Origin of the sequence: Nannocystis sp. (assembly GCF_016714285.1) — a bacterium.
GTDB lineage: Bacteria > Myxococcota_A > Polyangia > Nannocystales > Nannocystaceae > Nannocystis.
In genome coordinates this window covers 849,193-867,455 of the sequence record NZ_JADJNN010000001.1, presented here as the reverse complement: position 1 = coordinate 867,455, position 18,263 = coordinate 849,193, and the positions used below count along the sequence as shown (strand labels likewise).

The 18,263-nt window shown below is 72.4% G+C and carries 12 protein-coding genes; 7 read left to right on the top strand and 5 right to left on the bottom strand.

The genetic code is table 11. The features are described 5' to 3' along the window. Positions 1–233: 233 nt before the first annotated feature. Complete coding sequence (locus IPJ59_RS03505) at positions 234–542, bottom strand: hypothetical protein (RefSeq protein WP_293269739.1); 309 nt, start codon at positions 540–542, stop codon at positions 234–236. A gap of 29 nt (positions 543–571) precedes the next feature. Between IPJ59_RS03505 and IPJ59_RS03500 the strand changes: the two genes are divergently transcribed. Next, positions 572–1,222 carry a ribulose phosphate epimerase gene (locus tag IPJ59_RS03500; protein WP_293269738.1) on the top strand — a complete coding sequence of 217 codons (651 nt, stop codon included), beginning with the start codon at positions 572–574 and terminating at the stop codon, positions 1,220–1,222. 198 nt (positions 1,223–1,420) lie between these two features. Here IPJ59_RS03500 and IPJ59_RS03495 read toward each other — a convergent pair whose 3' ends face one another. Beyond that, entirely contained in the window at positions 1,421–3,394 is a 1,974-nt protein-coding gene (locus tag IPJ59_RS03495; protein ID WP_293269737.1) for a hypothetical protein, read from the bottom strand. A 285-nt stretch (positions 3,395–3,679) separates the two neighbouring features. Here IPJ59_RS03495 and IPJ59_RS03490 point away from each other — a divergent pair, with 285 nt between their 5' ends. From IPJ59_RS03490 to IPJ59_RS03470, 5 genes are all read left to right on the top strand, one after another. Continuing rightward, positions 3,680–6,877: a hypothetical protein gene (locus tag IPJ59_RS03490; RefSeq protein WP_293269736.1), complete on the top strand. Its 3,198-nt coding sequence runs from the start codon at positions 3,680–3,682 to the stop codon at positions 6,875–6,877. A gap of 27 nt (positions 6,878–6,904) precedes the next feature. Then, complete coding sequence (locus IPJ59_RS03485) at positions 6,905–7,603, top strand: RNA polymerase sigma factor (RefSeq protein WP_293254995.1); 699 nt, start codon at positions 6,905–6,907, stop codon at positions 7,601–7,603. A 129-nt stretch (positions 7,604–7,732) separates the two neighbouring features. Continuing rightward, entirely contained in the window at positions 7,733–9,055 is a 1,323-nt protein-coding gene (locus tag IPJ59_RS03480; protein WP_293269735.1) for a hypothetical protein, read from the top strand. A 37-nt stretch (positions 9,056–9,092) separates the two neighbouring features. Continuing rightward, positions 9,093–10,556, top strand: coding sequence for a hypothetical protein (locus IPJ59_RS03475; protein WP_293269734.1), 1,464 nt, complete (start codon positions 9,093–9,095; stop codon positions 10,554–10,556). Positions 10,557–10,721: 165 nt separating this feature from the next. After that, positions 10,722–12,629, top strand: a complete 1,908-nt coding sequence (locus IPJ59_RS03470) for a DUF4215 domain-containing protein (RefSeq protein WP_293269733.1) — start codon at positions 10,722–10,724, stop codon at positions 12,627–12,629. Between the two features lie 139 nt (positions 12,630–12,768). Here the strand turns inward: IPJ59_RS03470 and IPJ59_RS03465 are convergent, their stop codons facing one another. The 3 genes from IPJ59_RS03465 to IPJ59_RS03455 form a co-directional block, all read right to left on the bottom strand. Further along, a complete protein-coding gene (locus IPJ59_RS03465; RefSeq protein ID WP_293269732.1) occupies positions 12,769–15,765 on the bottom strand; it encodes a serine/threonine-protein kinase in 2,997 nt (998 codons plus the stop codon). A 115-nt stretch (positions 15,766–15,880) separates the two neighbouring features. After that, a complete protein-coding gene (locus IPJ59_RS03460) occupies positions 15,881–16,270 on the bottom strand; it encodes a DUF423 domain-containing protein (protein WP_293254975.1) in 390 nt (129 codons plus the stop codon). Then, a complete protein-coding gene (locus IPJ59_RS03455) occupies positions 16,267–16,761 on the bottom strand; it encodes a YfeK family protein (RefSeq protein WP_293254972.1) in 495 nt (164 codons plus the stop codon). Before IPJ59_RS03455 ends, IPJ59_RS03460 begins: the two co-directional genes overlap by 4 nt. Positions 16,762–16,887: 126 nt before the next feature. Here IPJ59_RS03455 and IPJ59_RS03450 point away from each other — a divergent pair, with 126 nt between their 5' ends. After that, positions 16,888–18,228: a replication-associated recombination protein A gene (locus tag IPJ59_RS03450; protein ID WP_293254969.1), complete on the top strand. Its 1,341-nt coding sequence runs from the start codon at positions 16,888–16,890 to the stop codon at positions 18,226–18,228. Positions 18,229–18,263: the final 35 nt, after the last annotated feature.

Sequence of the window (18,263 nt, the reverse complement as noted above, 5' to 3'; positions counted from 1 at the left end):
GTTTCAAACAAGCGGCCCGTGATAGTCATCGAGGGTCCGATCGTGCTCCGGTGTCGTGCGGCTTAAGAGCCCCGATCCTGATGAAGCCACTGGACAAAATCTGGTGCGGCTCTTGCCACCTCCCAACGGTGTCAAAGCCAATAAAGTAGTTGCGCTTGAAAAGCGGGTTATGTAATCCTGTGATTCATCGACCGTGCCCGGATCTGGGAAGGGACACCCAGGTCAGCGCGGGCTCAGTTCACAAGACCGCACACGACGAGGGACACCATGACGAGAAACCTGCTTATTTCGAGCCTCTTCTGTACCGCTTTCACCCTGGCCGGCTGTGGGGACAGTGGCAAGGGCAATGAGACCGGCGTCAATCCGACCGCCACCAACCCGAGCACTAGCGACACCGAAGGCGCCACCAGCGTCGGCGCCAGCACTGGCGACCCGACCAAGCCCACCAGCGGTGGTCCGTCGGGCGACCCCGCCACCTCCGACCCGGGCAGCACCAGCGACGACCCCACCGGCGGCGCCACCTTCATCATCCCGACCGACATGGGTGGGGTGTGGCACGATCGAGTGCGACGTGTTCAAGCAGGACTGCAAGGGCGCCGACGAGAAGTGCACCGCCTGGGCCGAGGGCGGCGGCGGGGCGTGGAACGCCACCAAGTGCGTGAAGGTGACCGGCACCGGGATCGCCGGCGACGTGTGCACCACCGAGGGCGGCGGCGTCAGCGGCATGGACGACTGCGCCAAGGGCAACATGTGCTGGAACGTCAACGACAAGAACGAGGGCATCTGCGTCGCCCTCTGCAAGGGCGACGCGAAGGCGCCCATCTGCCCCGCGGAGTTCCAGTGCGCCATCGCCAACGAAGGCGTGCTCAACCTCTGCCTCCCGGAGTGCGACCCGCTGCTGCAGGACTGCGACGGCACCGACCTCTGCATCCCGAGCGGGGACAAGTTCATCTGCGTCCTCGACGCCTCGGGCGACAACGGCAAGCAGAACGACCCCTGCATGTTCGCCAACGCCTGCGACAAGGGCCTCATCTGCCTCAACACCACGGCCGCCTCGACGGACTGCATGAAGGCCGCGACGGGCTGCTGCTCGCCGTTCTGCGACTTCGCGAAGCAGGACACGATCTGCCCGAAGGGGACCGAGTGCGTCCAGTGGTTCGACCCGATGATGCCGATCCCCCCCGGCCTCGAGGATGTCGGCGTGTGCGCCATCCCGGCCTGATCGCCGCCTGACGCGTCACGAACGCGAGAGCCGCCCAACCGGGCGGCTCTTTTTTTGTTCGCTCATGCTGCTGAGCGACATGACAAGCAGAGCTGCTCCCGTTGGGGGGCGGCTCTCTTTTTGTCCGCTCATGCTGAGCGACATGACAAGCAGAGCCGCTCCCGAAGGCGGCTCTGCTTCGCTTCACGCCTGCGACGCTTAGATCGCCACGCAGGCGTTCTCGAAGCAAGCCGAGCCCGCCGGGCAGTCGCCGTTGTCGACGCAGATGATGCCGCCGGAGCAGAAGCCCCCGACGCACACCTCGCCGTTCTGCTGGTCGCAGTCCTTGTTCTTCTTGCAGGCCTTGGGCGCCACGCAGCCGCCGAACACGCAGGCCTCGCCCGGCGGGCAGTCGACGTCGTCGACGCACTCGGGCACGCCCTGGCACACGCCTGCGACGCAGGTCTGGTTGGGGGCGCAGTTGGCGTCGACCAGGCACTCGCCCGCGAACACGCAGCTCTGCGCCTGGCACACCTCGCCCGGGCCGCAGTCGGCGTTCTCCGTGCACTCCGGCGGCGGCACGCACACGTTGTTGACGCAGGTCTCACCGGGGTTGCAGTCGGCGTCGACCACGCACTGCGGCGGGACCACGCAGCTGCCGCCCTGGCACACCTCCCCGGGGTTGCAGTCGGCGTCGACCACGCACTCCGGTGGGACGACACAGTTGCCGCCCTGGCACACCTCGCCGGGGTTGCAGTCGGCATCGACCACGCACTCCGGGGCCGGGATGCACTGGCCCAGGTTGCAGATCTCACCGGGCTGGCAGTCGCTATCGTCGACGCAGCCAGCCGGCACGCAGGTGCCGTTGTCACACTTCTCGCCGGGGGCGCAGTCGGTGTCGAACACGCACTCCGGGACCACCACGCACTGGTTCATGACGCAGGCCTGGCCGATCGGGCAGTCCGCGTCGACGACGCACGGCGGCGGCGCCACGCACACGTTGTTCACGCAGCTCTCGCCGATCGGGCAGTCCGCGTCGACGACGCAGGCCACCACGTCGGGCACGCACACGCCGTTGTCGCAGTGGTCCTCGGGCTTGCAGTGCTCGTCGACCACGCACTCCGGCGGCAGCGGCACGCACTGGCTCATGAAGCACAGCTCGCCCATCATGCAGTCGAGGTCGGTCACGCACTCGGGCGGGACGTCGACGCACAGCCCGGCCTGGCAGACCTGACCGTCGGGGCAGTCGGCGTCGACCATGCACACCGGCGGCGGGTCGGGCACGCACAGGCCGTCGACGCACTGCTCCTCCGGCAGGCACTGGCTGTCGTCGATGCACTCGACGGCGTCCGGGATGCACTTGAAGTCGATGCACACGTTGCCCGGCGGGCAGTCGAAGTCCTCGAAGCACTCGGGGTTGAACTGGCAGATACCGTCGATGCAGGCCTCGCCCGGGCCGCAGTCGAAGTCGCTGGTGCACTGGGGGAAGGTGCAGAAGTTGTTGACGCAGATCTGGCCGAAGTCGCAGTCGGAGTCGAACTCGCAGAAGCCGCTGTCCGGGATGCAGCTGCCGTCGACGCAGATCTGGCCGAAGTCGCAGTCGAAGTCGAACTCGCAGAAGGGCTGGGCGCAGAAGCCGTCGATGCAGACCTGGCCCTGCGGGCACTCGAAGTCCTGCGTGCACTGCTGCGATGTGCCGCACACGCCGTCGATGCAGACCTGTCCCTCGGGACACTCGAAGTCGAACTCGCAGGGGCCTGGTTCGGTCGGCACGCACTGCCCGTTGCCGTTGCACTCGGTGCCGGCGGGGCAGGGCGGGCAGCTGGTGTCGCCCTCGCACACGCCGAGGTCGTCGTCCGGGTTGTCGCGCACGCACAGCTGGCCCGGCGGACACTCGAGGTTGTCGTCGCAGACCTGCGGCTCGACGCACTTGTAATCGAGGCACTTCTCGCCGGCGTCGCACTCGCTGTCGAGCACACACTCGGCCTCGATCTCGACGCACACGCCCTCGGGCGTGCACACCGAGCCGTCGCCGCATTCAGCGTCGGAGCTGCAGGGCGTGGCATATTCGCTGCGCCCGCAGGCCGCGAGCACGAGCCCCAGCAGGAAGCCGCGTCCCCAGCCGCCGGCGTGCAGCGCGAGGCTCTGGCGGAGCAGAGAGGACAACCCGAGGCGAGGCTTGCTGTGCGACATGACGAGATCCGCATTAAGGAGGAAGTGCCAGCGCATCCCCCGCGGGGAGCCCGACCCGTCCACTGTAGAGCCGCACGCGCGCCCCGAGCAAGTGAATGGACGCCGCGCAGGCCCGCGCCGGCCCGCGCCGGTCCTCCGCCCCCGTGTGGGGCTGCTGGTCACGACCCCCGAGGTGCGGCAAGCTGGGCCGACCCGGTGGATGGCCCCAGGAGACCCTCGCAGCGCCCCCGTTCTCGCGCGCAGCTCCTGCATGTCGCCGCGGCGCCCGGGCGCGCGCAGGACCGCGTGCCGGGCCTCGTGCCGGGCCTCGTGTTCGCCCTCGCGGGCTTGATCGCCGGTCCTGCGTCGGCGTCGGCCCGCCCGGAGCCAGGCTTGCATGCCGCGGCATGGGCCAACATCGACGGCGCCGCGCTGGCGATGCTGACGGCGAGCGCCGCGACCGCGAGCCCGACGCACACGCCCGCCGCGACCGCGAGCCCGAAGCACCCGGGTGCCCAGGCCGGTGACACGCACACGCCCGCCGCGACCGCGAGCCCGAAGCACCCGGATGCCCCGGTCGGTGACACGCACACGCCCGCCGCGGCCGCCTTGCCGGTCGCGGGCGCGGCGGCGGCACCCAGCGCGACCGGCATCAGCGTCCCGGCCGACGCGATCGCGTCGTCGCTGCGGGTCGCGGGCGTGCAGGTGCGGCTCAGCGTCCACCGCGGTGGCACCCGCCTGCCGGGCGGGGAGCGGGTGGCACTCCGCGGCGGCGTGGTCGACGGCGACGCCGACTACACTTTGACCCGCGCGGCCCGACCCGGCGAGCGCCTCGTCCTGCTCAACTACGCGGCCGCCCTGCCGCGCGAGCCGAGCGACCTCGACGAGGTCGCCGTCTCGACCTACCTCGACGGTCCCTTCAAGGCCGCCACCCTCGAGGTGGTCGATCATCGGGGCGCGGTCCGGGTCACCCGCATCGGCGAGCGCGGCGACCTGGAGGTCGAGCTGCGGCCCGGTGAGACCCATCTGCGCCTGTTTTACCGCATCCGGGTGCCGCACCGATATTGGCCGCTCGGCTGCTCGCGTCGGCGCTGCTCGCTCGACGGCGCCGTCGCTCCGCTGCCGAGCGTGCCGGCGGCCGGCGGCCCCGCGCTGCCGCCGGGCCGCGTCATCGATCCGGTGCGCTGGGACGTCGCCGAGCTGCGCTTCGCCGACGTCCCGACCTGGTCTCCGGGACAGGTTCCCAGCGAGCACGAGGTCCGGGCCCTGGCCGGCGACGAGCTGATCGTCACGCGCGCGCCGGTCGGCGGCGACGGGCGCATGGCCTACCCCTCGGTGTTCTGGGGCCCGCGCTGGCGGCGGACCACGCAGCACTACCGCGGCGTGCGCATCGAGGTGCTGCACATGCGGCCGCGGCCGGGCGCGCGCCTGCCGGGCGAGACCCGCCTGCAGCTGCGCCGCGACCTCGCCGGTCACAGCCTGAAGGTCGCGCGCGAGAGCCTCGACGTCGCCCGCTCGGCCGGCATGGAGGTGCCGCTCGGCAGCACCTTGACCTTCGTGCAGGGCCCGGTGCGCACCAACGTCGCCGAGTTTCACCCGAGCGTGGTCGTGGTCAGCGACCAGGCGCTGCAGCTGTGGCCGAGCCGCCGCTTCACCGAATTTCACACCACCGCGATGGCCCGCGCGAGCCTCGACCTGCTCACCTACGGGCGCCAGGTGGGCCGTCACGACCCCTCCACCGACCTGTGGCTGCACGGCGCGCTGACGATGGCGCTGCTCGAGGTGTGGCGGGTGCAACGCGACCACGGCGACGAGTTCGTCAGCGACATCTTCCGCAACTTCACCTTCGTCCCGGTGGTCGACAACTTCCTCTACTCGGGCCAGGCGACCTTCGCCCAGGCCTACTTCCGCGGCAGCGAGGACATGATGGCGCGGCGGGTCCACCCGCTCTACTTCAGCCACATGCTCCCGACCGGGCGCCGGATCCACGAGAAGCTCGGCGACTTGATGTCCCCCAGCCAGCGCGCCCGGCTCTACATCGGCGTGGTCGCCGACCCCGAGGCCGACCCGCGGCGCCTGGCCGAGGCGGCCTACGGGCGCCGCCTCGGCTGGTTCTTCGAGCAGTGGCTCGCGCCCTTGCCCGCGCTCGACTACAGCGTCGCCGGGGTCAAGACCGCCGCGGTCGCCAGCGGCTACCGTCACCACATCACCGTCGCCCGCGACGGCGACGTTCCGGTGATCGAGCCGGTTCAGGTGCTGGCGCGCGAGCGCGGCGGTCGCTCGCACTACCTGGTGTGGAACGGCGACGCCGAGGGTCTGCCGGCGCCGCGCGGGCTCTCGCAGGTGCCGCGCAAGGCCAGCCACACCTTCACGCTGCTCACCGACCGGCCGCTGCACGCCGTCACCGTCGACCCGCGCGCGCGCCTCAGCGAGACCCCGCGGCCGCGGGCCAACGTCGACCCGCTGTTCAACAACCGCCGCCCGGCCCAGCCCCGCTTCGTCTACACCGGCATCGGCTTCGAGATCTCGGCCTCCGAGTTCTCGGCCGCCAAGACCGCCGCGGCGCGCCTGCAGGCGCTCTCGGGCCGCGTGCTGTTCGAGGGCAGTCAGCGCCGCGACCTCCGCTACACCGGACACTTGCAGCTGCAACGCGATCGCGAGGCGACCGGGGCGGCCGGCGTCGGCGCGAGCATCTGGCTCGGCGACAAGGTCAACCGCCGGCGCCGGCGCACCCGCATTCGTCTGTTCGCCGACCTCCAGTGGCTCAACGCCCACGGCCTCGATCAGAGCGCCGGCCTGCGCGTCTCCGAGACCGCGGCGCTGATCGACGACACCCGCAAGTTCATGTTGTGGCCCGACCGCGGCCGGCGGCTCGCCCTGGTGGTCAACGCCGGCCAGACCGTGCGCGTCGGCAGCGAGACCGACCACCGCTACAGCCTGACGGTCGCGGCCTCGTGGGTGCAGATCTGGCACCTCGCCCACCAGCACACCATCGCCAGCCGGATCGAGCTCGCGGTGATGGCCCCGATCGACTCGGAGCCCGAGTACCGCAGCCTGATCCGGGCCGGCGGCCTCGAGGGCCTCGGCGGCTACGGCGGCAACGAGATCTTCGGCCGCGCGATGGCCCTCGCGCAGCTCGAGTACCGCCACACCTACGTCAACAACCTCGACGGCAACCTGCTGCACGTCGCCTGGCTGCGCGGCCTCGGCGGGGCGCTGTTCACCGGCGTCGCCAGCACCTCGCCCTGCGGCGGCTACGACGGCTGGTTCGGCCGGGGCAGCTACCACGCGCAGGTCGGCTACGGCGTGACGGCGCTCATGCAGCTGCTCGGGGTGACGCCGCAGTTCATCCGCTTCGACGTCGCCGTCCCGCTGGTCCGCCGCGACAGCGTGTGCCTCGGCCACGTCCACCCCAACTACCTCGGCGAGCTGCAGGGCCTCGCGCCCGGCCAGTACACGCTGCCGCCGGTCGGCCTGAACCTCAGCTTCTTGCAGCCGTTCTGACGCGCGCGCGTGGTACTTTCGCCGGCGATGACGGATCCCGCCAGCGACCCGCTCGATCGACTCTACGCCTACGCAGCGTGGATGCTGGGCGACCGCCAGCTCGCCCTGGACGCGGTCCGCAGCGCGGTCGCCAGCGGCTCCGCGGGCCCGCTCGCCCCGCGTCTCGCGGCCCTGCGCACCGCCGTGTTCGCCCACGCCGCCGTCCGCAAGAGCACCCCGGCCAGCGTCCGCGAGCGCCTCGACGACACCCTCCGCCTCGGCACCAGCGTCGCGCTCCGGCTCGGCCCGACCGCGCTCCGTAGCGGCGTGCGCCGCCTGCCGGTGCTGCTCACCAGCTTCATGCAGAGCTGCCTGATCGCCGCGGTGCAGTCGCTGCCGCCGACCCAGCGCGAGGCCTTCGTGCTGCTGGTCGTGCTCGGCCTGCCCGAGCCCGAGGTCATCACGCTGCAGGGCGACACCCCGCGCGGCTTCTCCAGCGTCAAGACGCGGATGCTGCAGAGCCTCGAGGGCTACCTGGAGCCGCGCTGCGGCCACCTCCACCCGCAAAACCCCTGCCAGTGCCCCAACCGCCTCCAGCTCGCGCTCGACCAGTGCTTCGTCCAGCTGCCCGAGCACGAGGAGCCGAGCGACGCCTACCCGAGCGGCAGCTTCGCCGGCTTGCGTGAGATGTTCGCCGCGCTGCCGCCCCTGCGCCTCGCCGCGACCGTGCGGGCCGGTCTGGCCTGACAGGGGCCTCGCGGCCTCGGTGATCACGGCGGACGAGATGTCCCTTCGGACAGGTCCTGGCCACGAACGCGCGCAGGCGCGCTGCGAAGGGCCCTGTACGCCGGGCCCGCTGGCGCCGATGATGGGCGCATGAAGCTTCGCATGATCCATCCCTTGTTCGTCGCCAGCGTGTGCACGCTCGCGGCCTGCGGCGGCGGCGACGGTGACACGACGAGCGGCTCGAGCGGCGGTCCGAGCGGCGACCCGGGGCCTGGCAGCACCAGCGAGACGCCGACCAATTCGAGCGACCCCGCGACCTCGAACACGCCGACGAGCGGCCCGACCAGCGGCCCGAGCACGGACAGCGATCCGACCCCTGGCACGACCGACCCGTCGACCACGCAGGGCCCGACCACCGACACCAGCACCGACACCGCGACCACCGCCCCGGACACCACCACCGACAGCGGCGGCAACGATGACACCCTGTGCGCCTCGCAGGCCGAGGGCCGCTACTTCCCCGACGACGCGTGGTTCTACACCGACGTCAGCAAGGCCCCGATCACCGCCGACTCGAACGCGATCACACAGTGGATGGTCCAGACCATGGGCCCCGGCGGCTGGGGCAGCGGGTCGATGCGCATCGACTTCAGCATCGTCGCCGTCGACGCCCCGGCCGGCACCGCGAAGCGGGCCTTCGAGCTCGACCCCGATTACTACTACGAGCCCGACTGTGACACCGCGCCCGTGCCCCTGCCGCCCGGCGGCTACGTCGAGGACTACCCGCAGGACCCGCCCGACCCGAACAACCAGTGGGCCGGCTACGACTGCAGCGGCTTCGGCGACGGCGCCGACTGTCACATGATCGTCGTCTCGCGCTCCGAGCAGCGCCTCTACGAGATCTATCACGCGACCGTCGATGCCGGCGACAACTTCATCGGCGGCTGCGAGGCGCTGTGGCCGACCGACGCCGCGCCGGGCCCCGACGGTCGCGGTCAGCAGTGCACCAGCGCCGACGCGGCCGGCTTCCCGATCGCGCCGCTGCTGTTCAGCGCCGAGGAGGTGAAGGCCGGCGTCATCGATCACGCGATCCGCTTCATCCTGCCCAACACGATGATCCGGACCAAGAAGTACGTGTACCCCGCGACCCACGGCACCAACACCAGCGGGCCGATGACCTCGATCCCGTACGGCGGCCACATGCGCCTCAAGGCCGACTACCCGGTCGAGAACCTCAAGCCCGCGGCCCAGGTGGTGGCCAGGGCCATGCAGAAGTACGGCATGTACATGGCCGACGGCGGCACCATCGCCCTCACGGCGCAGGCCGATGTCGTCAGCTGCGCGACCTGGGCCGAGGTCGACCTCGGGCCGCAAGACCTCAACATGCTCAAGGCGACCGACTTCGAGGTCATCGACCACGGCCCGACCATGGACGTGACCTACGACTGCACGCGCGTGCCGCTGACGGAGTAGGCTCGCGCCCCGCGGCGTGTTAGAAGCCGCCGCAGCGATGTCCCGCACGCCCAACCCCGAGCACCGCGACGGCCTCCGCCCTGAGCAAGTCGGGGCCGACGAGCGCCGCCGCGTCGAGCACAACCTCGACCGCATCGAGGATCGCCTGCGCGACGCGCCCGAGGGCCTGCACCGCTTCGGGTCGCCGGCCGATCCGGACGCGCTGCGCCAAAGCCCGCTGCCGCCCGCGGCCCAGCTGCTGTGGGCCCAGTGGGACGGCCTCGAGCTGGCCGCCGGCGCGTTGACCCTGTGGCCGCTCGCGGAGATCATGACGGCCACCGCCGAGCTGCGGGCCGCGGGCAGCGTCGCCGCCGACGACGTGCCGATCGGCGAGCGCGACGGGGAGCTGCTGGTGATCTGCGCCGACCCGCACGCCGAGGGCGCTGACGTCGTGCTGGTCGAGGAGGACGGCGAGCGCCTGCCGCACAGCGCCAGCGTCGACCTGCTGGTGCTGGCGATGCTCGGCGAGGTCGCCGTGCTCTACGACGAGGAGGGCGAATACCAGGAGCAGCTCTTCGGCAGCGACGGCGAGCTGACCCGCGCCGCCGAGCGGCGACTGCTGCGGCGCCACCTCGACCTCGATCCCGACGCGCCGCTGGCCCGCTTCCGCCTGGCCCAGTCGCTGCGCCGCGCTGGCGAGCTGCGGGCCGCAGCCGGCGAGCTGCGCCAGCTGCTGCGTCGCGCGCCCGAGTTCGCGTGGGGCCACCACGAGCACGGGCGCGTGCTGCTCGGCCTCGGCGGGCCGCAGGGCCCGGGCGACGCGCTGCGGGCCTTCACCCGCGCCGCCGAGCTGGCGCGCGAGCAGGGCCTGCAGGCGCACTTCCTGGCCTGGGCCTGCGTCGCCGCCGAGCCAGGCTCCACTGTACCTGCCTCCAAAGACAGGTCCAAACACGGGGACCGCGGCGAGCGGGCGACCCCGACCCGCGCTGACCTGGCCGCGCGGGTGCTCGCGTGCAGCCCCGAGTTCGTGCGTGCGCAGGAGTCAGCGCTGCGCGAGGCGCTGGAGCGCGAGGATCTCGTGCGCGCCGAGGAGGCGCTGCGCCTCGGCCTCGCGGTGGTCCCGGGGCAGCTCGGTCTCTTGAGCCTGCGACCCGCGCTCGAGGCCCTGCGCGCGCGCCCGCCGGAGCCCGCTGAGGGCGACGACGACGACCCGCTCGCCGACGAGACGGACCGGGAGATCCGGGCCGCGTGGGCCGCCGCCGAGGCCGACGACGATCTCACGGACCGCGACGCGACGCCTGATTCGCGGCGTCGGATCACACGCGCCGACGGTGAGCGCTCCGCCGGCGCGAGCTCGGGCAAACCGCCGCGCGGACAGGCCAAATCCAGCAGTCAGCGCGCCGCGGGCGGTGCACGCTCCAGCGCCAAGCCGGCCGGCGCGAGGTCCGACCCGCGTGCTCCAGCCAGGTCGGGCAGCGCTGTCCCCGGCACTGCGGGTCGGCCCGCCAAGCGCCGGAGCTGAAGTTCGCTTCATCTCTGGAGCCCGGGGAGGGGTCGCAGGGGGCCATCTCACCGCGTGCGCAAGTGCGCCCAGCCTCGATCCTGTGCAGTGCGCCGCGCCACCGGTCGGCGGGAAATTGCCGATACACGCTTGCGGCCGAAGCTCGCGCTGCCATAGGCTGGCGCGATGGAAGTTAAGAACCCATCGCATCAGTTCATCGCCTTGTCGTGGCTCCTCGCCGGTAGCGCGTTGGTCCTCGGCTGTACGCAAGACCCGGTCACCACCAGCACCGAGGGGACGGAGACCGACGCCAGCGCCACCGAGGCCACCAGCGAGGACGTGACCTCCGGCACCCCGCCGACCTCGACCGATCCGACCACCGATCCGACCACCGACGACGGCACGACCGGCGAGCCCGATCCGGTCTGTGGCAACGGCACGAAGGAGGGCGCCGAGGAGTGTGACAACGGGGCCGACAACGCCGACGACAAGGCCTGCACCGCGGCGTGCAAGGTCAACGTCTGCGGCGACGGGGCGATGGGCCCGGGCGAGGGCTGCGACGACGGCAACACCCGCGACGGCGACGAGTGCACCTCGAAGTGCGCGGTGCCTGGCTGCGGCGACGGGCTCGTCAGCAAGGACGAGATCTGCGACGACGGCAACGCCGACGACACCGACATGTGCACCAGCGCGTGCACCGCGGCGGCCTGCGGCGACAGCTTGATCCAGCCGACCAACAACGAGGAGTGCGACAACGGGGCTGACAACAACCCGATGGCCGAGTGCACCGGTGAGTGCAAGAACGCGGTCTGCGGCGACGGCTTCATCCGCGACGGCGCCGAGGAGTGCGACGACGGCGCCAACAACGGCGCCGGTCAGGCCTGCAACGCGGAGTGCGTCATCAACGTCTGCGGCGACGGCGACCAGAGCCCGACCGAGGGCTGCGACGACGGCAACATCGACGACGGCGACGGCTGCAACGCCAACTGCGAGGCCGAGGCCTGCGGCAACAACGTCGTCGACAAGTTCGAGGAGTGCGACGACGGGGCCAACGGCGACAACGACGACGACTGCACCGACCAGTGCGGCTTCCCGATCTGCGGCGACAACTTCGTCCAGGCCAGCCTCGGCGAGACCTGCGACCTCGGGCCCGACAACAAGGACACCGGCGACTGCACCTCCACCTGCCAGGAGGCGACCTGCGGCGACATGTTCGTGTGGGAGAACCACGAGCAGTGCGACAACGGCCCGGACAACGACGACAACAACGCCTGCAAGTCGGACTGCAGCGACAACATCTGCGGCGACGGCTTCACCGGCCCGGACGAGGAGTGCGACGACGCCAACAAGGACAACACCGACGCGTGCACCGACGTGTGCAAGAACGCCGCCTGCGGCGACGGCTTCACCCAGCCGCCCGAGCAGTGCGACGACATGAACAACGTCGACACCGACGACTGCGTCTCCGGCTGCCAGACCGCCGCCTGCGGCGACGGCTTCCTGCACGCGGGCGTCGAGGACTGCGACGACGGCAACATGAGCAACACCGACAGCTGCGTGAAGGACTGCAAGGTCGCGGTCTGTGGCGACGGCTACGTCAAGATGGGCGTCGAGCAGTGCGACGACGGCAACAACGACCCGAACGACAACTGCGCCAACTGCACGCTCACCAACTGGGGCGAGGACTTCGAGGGCGGCGCGGTGCTGCCGGCCGAGTGGAACAAGAGCGGCAACGCCAACTGGTTCGGCAGCGGGACCATGCCGCACGCTGGCCTCTTCGCCGGAGAGTGCGGCAACATCGGCGACAGCCAGAGCAGCACCATCGACGTCAACCTGAACTTCACGGCCGCGGGCAGCGTGAACTTCTGGTACCGCATCAGCACCGAGAGCGGCTGGGACTTCCTGCGCTTCTACGTCGACGGCGTCCAGAAGAACGCGTGGTCGGGCACCATCGGCTGGACGCAGATCAACGTGCCGGTCGCGATGGGCGCCCACAACCTGAAGTGGTCCTACTTCAAGGACGGCAGCGTCAGCTCGGGCTCCGACACCGTGTGGGTCGACGACATCACCACCGTCAACGCCGTGCTGCCCTGAGCTCCGCTAGCCCCGGGGCCTAAGCTGCGCCATGGGACATGTCCTGCGCGACATGTCCCATGGCGCAGCTGCGCGATGGGTCCGACGCTCACCCCGGTGGCGGCGAGCCCGTCAGACATCGCCGGCGCCGGTTCGGCGCTCACAGCCCGTGGTCGGCGATCCAGCGCTCGAGCTCGGCGCGGTGGTGCGGCTCGACGTTCAGGTCGCGGGCGGGCAGCGCGTCGCGCACGGCCCGAATCTCGGCGCGGGCCAGCTCGTGCTCGCCGAGCGCGAAGCGGGCGGTGGCGACGTGGAAGCGGGCGAACAGCTGGGCCTGCGGGGAGCCCCCGGCCCTGGTCAGCGCGAGCGCCCGCTCGAAGTGGGCGAGCGCCTCGCGCGGGTGGCCCTCGGCGAGCGCGCACTGGCCGAGGCCTCGCCATCCGGGCGCGTTGCCGGGGTCGTCGCGGCCGACGCTGCGCTCGCTGATCTCGATCGAGCGCTGGAAGTGGCGGCGGGCGCTGACGCAGTCGCCGAGCAGGTGCTCGGCGACCGCCATGTTGTGCAGCGGGTAGCTGACCTCGTAGGCGTCGGGGCCCAGGCTGCGGGTGAAGACCGCGGCGCTGCGGACCGCGATGTCGCGGGCGGCACGGGGCTGACCGATGCGGATCAGGATGCCGGCGAGGTTGTCGAGCGCGAGGCCGGTGCGGGGCACGGGCCCGAGCAGCGCCTCGTAGAGCGCGACGGCACGGCGGCCGCTGCGTTCGGCGCCGACGGCGTCGCCAGCGGCGGCCTGCAGGTCGGCGACGTTGCTGAGCAGCGCGGCCAGCATCACGGTTTCGCCGCCGATCGATCGATCGAGGATCGCCAGGGCCCGCTCGAACTCGGCGAGGGCGCGCTCCGGCTGATCGATCTCGAGGGTCACGGCCTTGTTGTTGGCGATCTGGGCCATGTGCGGGTGCTCGGGCGAGAGGCTCGCGGCCAGGATCGCCTGCGCCCGCTCGTAGACGGCGAGGGAGGCCGCGAGCTGGCCATCGCCGCGGAGCGCCTGACCGAGCGCGGCGAGGGCGTGGCCGGTGTTCAGCGCCGCCGGCCCGTCGGTGGCCTCGACCAGGGCCACCGCCTCGCGGGCGAAGGCGACGGCGCGGGCGGTCGCCTTCTCCGCGGTAGCGAGGTCGGCCCACCCGTAGAGCAGGTTCAGCTGCGCGTTGCTGCCCTGGAGGCCGGTGCGCGCGAGCAGGGCCTCACCGGTGCGCAGCCACTGCCGCCCGGCCTCGCGGTCGCCGAGCTCCTCGATGAGCAGATCGGGCAACAGCGCGGCGGTGCCGAGCGCCGTCTCGTCGGCGCCGGCGGCGAGGGCGATCCAGTGGGCCTCGAGGAGGTGATCGCGTGCGACCGGGTAGTTGCCGAGCCGCAGCTCCGCCATGCCGAGCCACATCAGCGCGTCGGCGTGCGTCGGCGGGTGCCGGGCGAGCTCGGGCTGGGCGAGGACAGCGAGCAGCATCTCGCGGGCCCGGCGGTAGCGGCCCGCCGTCGCCTCCGCCTCGGCGCGGACGATCGCGGCCTCGAGACGGGTGATGGCCTCTGCGAGCGCGGCGTCCTCGGGCGGCGCGACCTCGGCGCGCAGCGCCCCGGCGTCGGCGCAGCGACTCAGGGCAGGCAGGGCCTCGGCGGCCGCGATCGCGTGGGTCACCGCCGTGGCGTCGGCGCTTCGCTGGACCGCGATCGTCGCGGCGGCGTGGCCGAGCAGGCGCTGCTGGCAGTCGCGCTGCCGCATGTACAAGGAATCCGCGATCGCGCCGCGCTGGTGCTCGTCGCAGGCGCGGGCCCGCAGCTCGCTCCACGCGGCCAGGTAGGCGTCGATGCGGGTGATGAAGCCGTCGGCCGCGGCCGCGGCGAAGGGCTGGCCGGTGGCGGCGAAGCGGGCGCGCAGCTCGGCCCTCGTGGCGTCGTCCCACAGCGAGGCCCAGGCCTGCCTCGGATCGACGCAGATCGCCGGGGCGGGGCGCAGGGCCACCGCGGCGGCCGCGGCCCCGAGCAGCGCCGCCGCGACGCCGCCGAGCAGCCAGCGCTGGCGCCTGGGCCATGTCTCTCGGGACAGGTCGGCGAGCAGCGCGTCCATGCCGGGGTAGCGGCGCTCCGGGTTGGCCGCGAGGCCCCGACGCAGGGCGCGATCGATGCGCCCTGGCAGCCGCGAGCCGCGGGGCGGCGGACGCAGCTTGCCGTCGATGACGTTCAGCGCCAGCGCGCCGGCGGTCTCACCGGCGAAGGGACGCTGGCCGTGGAGCGCGGCGTACAGCGCGACGCAGAAGCTAAACTGGTCGGAGCGGTGGTCGGCCGCGACGCCGAGGTGCTGCTCGGGGGACATGTACGCGAGCGTGCCCATCACCGCGCCAGCGAGCGTCAGCTGGCTGTTGAGGGCGCTGACGCCGATGGCCGCGCTGACCGAGCTGTTGTGCAGGTTGCCAGCGTCGAGCGGGCGCAGGCCGGCGTGCGAGCTGGTCAGCGCCGGGGCGTCGCGGGCGAGCGCGGCGAGGCCGAAGTCGAGGACGCGGAGGCGGCCGTCCTCACCGACCAGGGCGTTGTCAGGCTTGAAGTCGCGGTGGACCAGGCCGGCCGCGTGGGCGGCGGCGAGGCCCCGACCTGCCTGAAGGAACATGCCCAGGATCGTCCGCCAGGGGCGCCGCGGGTCGGCGTCGATCCAGGCCCGCAGGGTGGCGCCGTGGACCAGCTCCATCGCCACGTAGACCTGGCCGAGGTGGAGGCCGACGTCGAAGACGGCGACCACGTTGGGGTGGGCGAGCTTCGCCATCGCCTGGGCCTCGCGGAGGAGGCGGGCCTGCGAGTCGCTGCGCGGGCTGGTCAGAAGCTTGATCGCCACGGGTCGGTCGAGCTCGGGATCGTGGGCGGTCCACACCACGCCCATGCCGCCCTCGCCGAGCCGGGTCTGCAGGATGTAGCGCCCGATCGCCGCGCCCGCGACCAGGCGCGACGGCGACGACGATCGCGGGCCGTCGTCCGCCGCGAGGGTGCGGCCCTCGCCGTCGTCGGCGAGCTGCGTGGCGTCGTCCGTGCGGGTCTCTGGACTGCCGCTCGCCGCGAGCGTCCGCGAGAGTCCGGGGTCCGAGCCCAGCGCGGGCGGGCGTGGCGACGCGACCATGTTCGACGAGCTCCGCCGTAGCAGGGTGCCTGTGGGCCCGCAGGTGGGCAAGCGGCGGGGTGCTCGCCCGCGCGCGGCCGCGAACCGAGCTGTCCTTGGGGACAGGTGATAGGAATCAGCCCTGGCGCAGGCCGATCAGCGCGACGGTCGCCCACGCGCCGAGCAGGCACAGGCCGCCGAGCGGGGTGATGGCGCCGAGGAAGCGCGGGCCGCCGAGGGTCATCGCGTAGAGCGTGCCCGAGAACACGAGGATGCCGACGGTGAACAGCGTCATCGCCACGCCGTAGAGCGCGCTCGCCTGACCGTGGGCCTGGGCGTGGGCGGCCCACAGGGCGACGGCGAGGAGGGCGAGCGCGTGCAGCTGCTGGTAGTGCGCGCCGGTCTGCCAGATCTCGAGGTCGCGGGCGCTGACCCGCTCGCGCAGGCCGTGGGCGCCGAAGGCCCCGGCGGCGACGCCGGTGAGGCCGTTGAGGCCGGCGAGGATGAGGCCGAGTTTGGCGGTCATGGTGTGGCGGTCTCCTGGAGGTCCGGGGGCAGGGCGGCGAGCTCCTCGAGCAACCAGGTGCGGAAGCTCATTTCGCGGCCGTCGGGGAGGCGCACGAGGTACGCGTCGCCCGAGAAGAAGGTGGACGATCCGATCTCGTCGAGCCAGGTCGGGAGGTCGGTGACGTCGCGGCCGAGCCAGCGGGTCTTGCTCTCGAGGGTGGCGGCGAAGTCGAAGCCGTTGTGGCGCTTGAGCGGCGCCTCGCCCTTCTGCTTGCGCTTGGCCGGCGTGGCCTTGCGGATCAAGAAGTCGTAGTCGCTGGTGCGGACGACCTGGATGGCGCGGGCGATCTCCGGCACCACTGGATCGGCCGGACCGAGGCCGCGGGCCTTGAGGAGCGCCTCCTCGGCCTTCTTGGTGTCGCGCGCCTGCTGCCGCGCCGAGGCGTTGGTGAGGTAGGCCTGCAGCTTCTCGTCGCAGCCCGCGGCGCCCAGGCCCAGCGTGCTCGTCACGGTCGCGATCATCGCGAGCCTGGCGATCATGCCGACCCTCGTCAGGCTTGCGATCATCGCGACCCTCGCGATAGGGGCGCAGCGCGGGGCCAGGGGGCGGGGCACGCCTGCTAAGTTATCACGGCCGTGACCGCCGCCTCCGTCGACCCGCTCCTCGATCACGCCTGGCAGCGCGACGCTGGCGCCGTGCCGCTGGCCGAGCGGATGCGGCCGCGAAGACTCTCGGAGTTCGCGGGTCAGTCGCATCTCGTCGGGCCGGGGCGGCTGCTGGCTCGCGTCGCCGAGACGGGGCGGGTGCCGAGCCTCATCTTCTGGGGCCCGCCGGGGGTCGGCAAGACCACGCTGGCGCGGCTGCTGGCCGAGCACACGCGCAGCCACTTCGTGGTGTTGTCGGCGACCGCGGCGGGGGTCAAGGAGCTGCGCGAGGTGGTCGAGCAGGCCCGAAGGCGGCGCGGGCACGAGGGTCGCGGGACCCTGCTCTTCGTCGACGAGATCCACCGCTTCAACAAGGGTCAGCAGGACGTGCTGCTTCCGCACCTCGAGGCCGGGGCCTGCGCGCTGGTCGGCGCGACCACCGAGAACCCGAGCTTCGAGGTCAACGCGGCGCTGCTCAGCCGGGTGCGGGTGCTGCAGCTGCGGCCGCTGGCGATCGCGGAGATCGTCGCGCTGCTGCGGCGGGCGCTCGAGGATCGCGAGCGCGGGCTCGGGGCGCGCGAGGTCCGGGCCGACGACGGCCTGCTCGCCGCGCTGGCCCACACCGCCCAGGGCGACGCCCGCCGGGCGCTCAGCAGCCTCGAGCTCGCGGTCGATCTGCTGGCCGACGGCGAGCACGAGCTGACCCGCGAGATCGCGGCCCAGGCGGTCGGCGCCCGCAGCCTGCGCTACGACCGGGCCGGCGAGGAGCACTACAACGTGGTCTCGGCCTTCATCAAGAGCATGCGGGCCAGCGACGCCGACGCGGCGGTGTACTGGCTCGCGCGCATGCTCGAGGCCGGCGAGGACGTCGACTTCGTGGCGAGGCGCCTGGTGATCTTCGCCAGCGAGGACGTGGGCAACGCCGACCCGCAGGGCCTCGTGGTGGCCACCGCGGCGGCCCAGGCGGCGCACCAGATCGGCATGCCCGAGGCCGTGTTGCCGCTGACACAGGCGACCCTCTACCTCGCGCTGGCGGCCAAGAGCAACGCGGCGCTCACCAGCTACGCGGGCGCGCGCAAGGACGTGCAGGCGCGCGGCAGCCTCGAGGTCCCGCTGGTGGTCCGCAACGCGGTGACGACCCTGATGAAGGCGGCGCAGTACGGGGTCGGCTACAAGTACCCGCACGACTTCGCGGAGGGCGTGGTGCCGGGGCAGGGGAGCTACCTGCCGGCGGCGCTGGCCGGGCAGCGCTACTTCACGGCCGGCGCGCAGGGCTGGGAGGCGGCCCAGGCGGCCCGCCTGGCCGCCCTGCGCGGCGATCCGGAGGAGTAGGCGGGGCTGTCCGCGAGGACAGGTGGACCTGGCGT

What these genes read in the sequence shown, in the direction of transcription:
- IPJ59_RS03505 (WP_293269739.1), bottom strand. Translation starts at nt 542, where the DNA reads ATGTCGGTCGGGATGATGAAGGTGGCGCCGCCGGTGGGGTCGTCGCTG.
- IPJ59_RS03495 (WP_293269737.1), bottom strand. Translation starts at nt 3,394, where the DNA reads ATGTCGCACAGCAAGCCTCGCCTCGGGTTGTCCTCTCTGCTCCGCCAG.
- IPJ59_RS03485 (WP_293254995.1), top strand. Translation starts at nt 6,905, where the DNA reads ATGACGGATCCCGCCAGCGACCCGCTCGATCGACTCTACGCCTACGCA.
- IPJ59_RS03480 (WP_293269735.1), top strand. Translation starts at nt 7,733, where the DNA reads ATGAAGCTTCGCATGATCCATCCCTTGTTCGTCGCCAGCGTGTGCACG.
- IPJ59_RS03475 (WP_293269734.1), top strand. Translation starts at nt 9,093, where the DNA reads ATGTCCCGCACGCCCAACCCCGAGCACCGCGACGGCCTCCGCCCTGAG.
- IPJ59_RS03470 (WP_293269733.1), top strand. Translation starts at nt 10,722, where the DNA reads ATGGAAGTTAAGAACCCATCGCATCAGTTCATCGCCTTGTCGTGGCTC.
- IPJ59_RS03465 (WP_293269732.1), bottom strand. Translation starts at nt 15,765, where the DNA reads ATGGTCGCGTCGCCACGCCCGCCCGCGCTGGGCTCGGACCCCGGACTC.
- IPJ59_RS03460 (WP_293254975.1), bottom strand. Translation starts at nt 16,270, where the DNA reads ATGACCGCCAAACTCGGCCTCATCCTCGCCGGCCTCAACGGCCTCACC.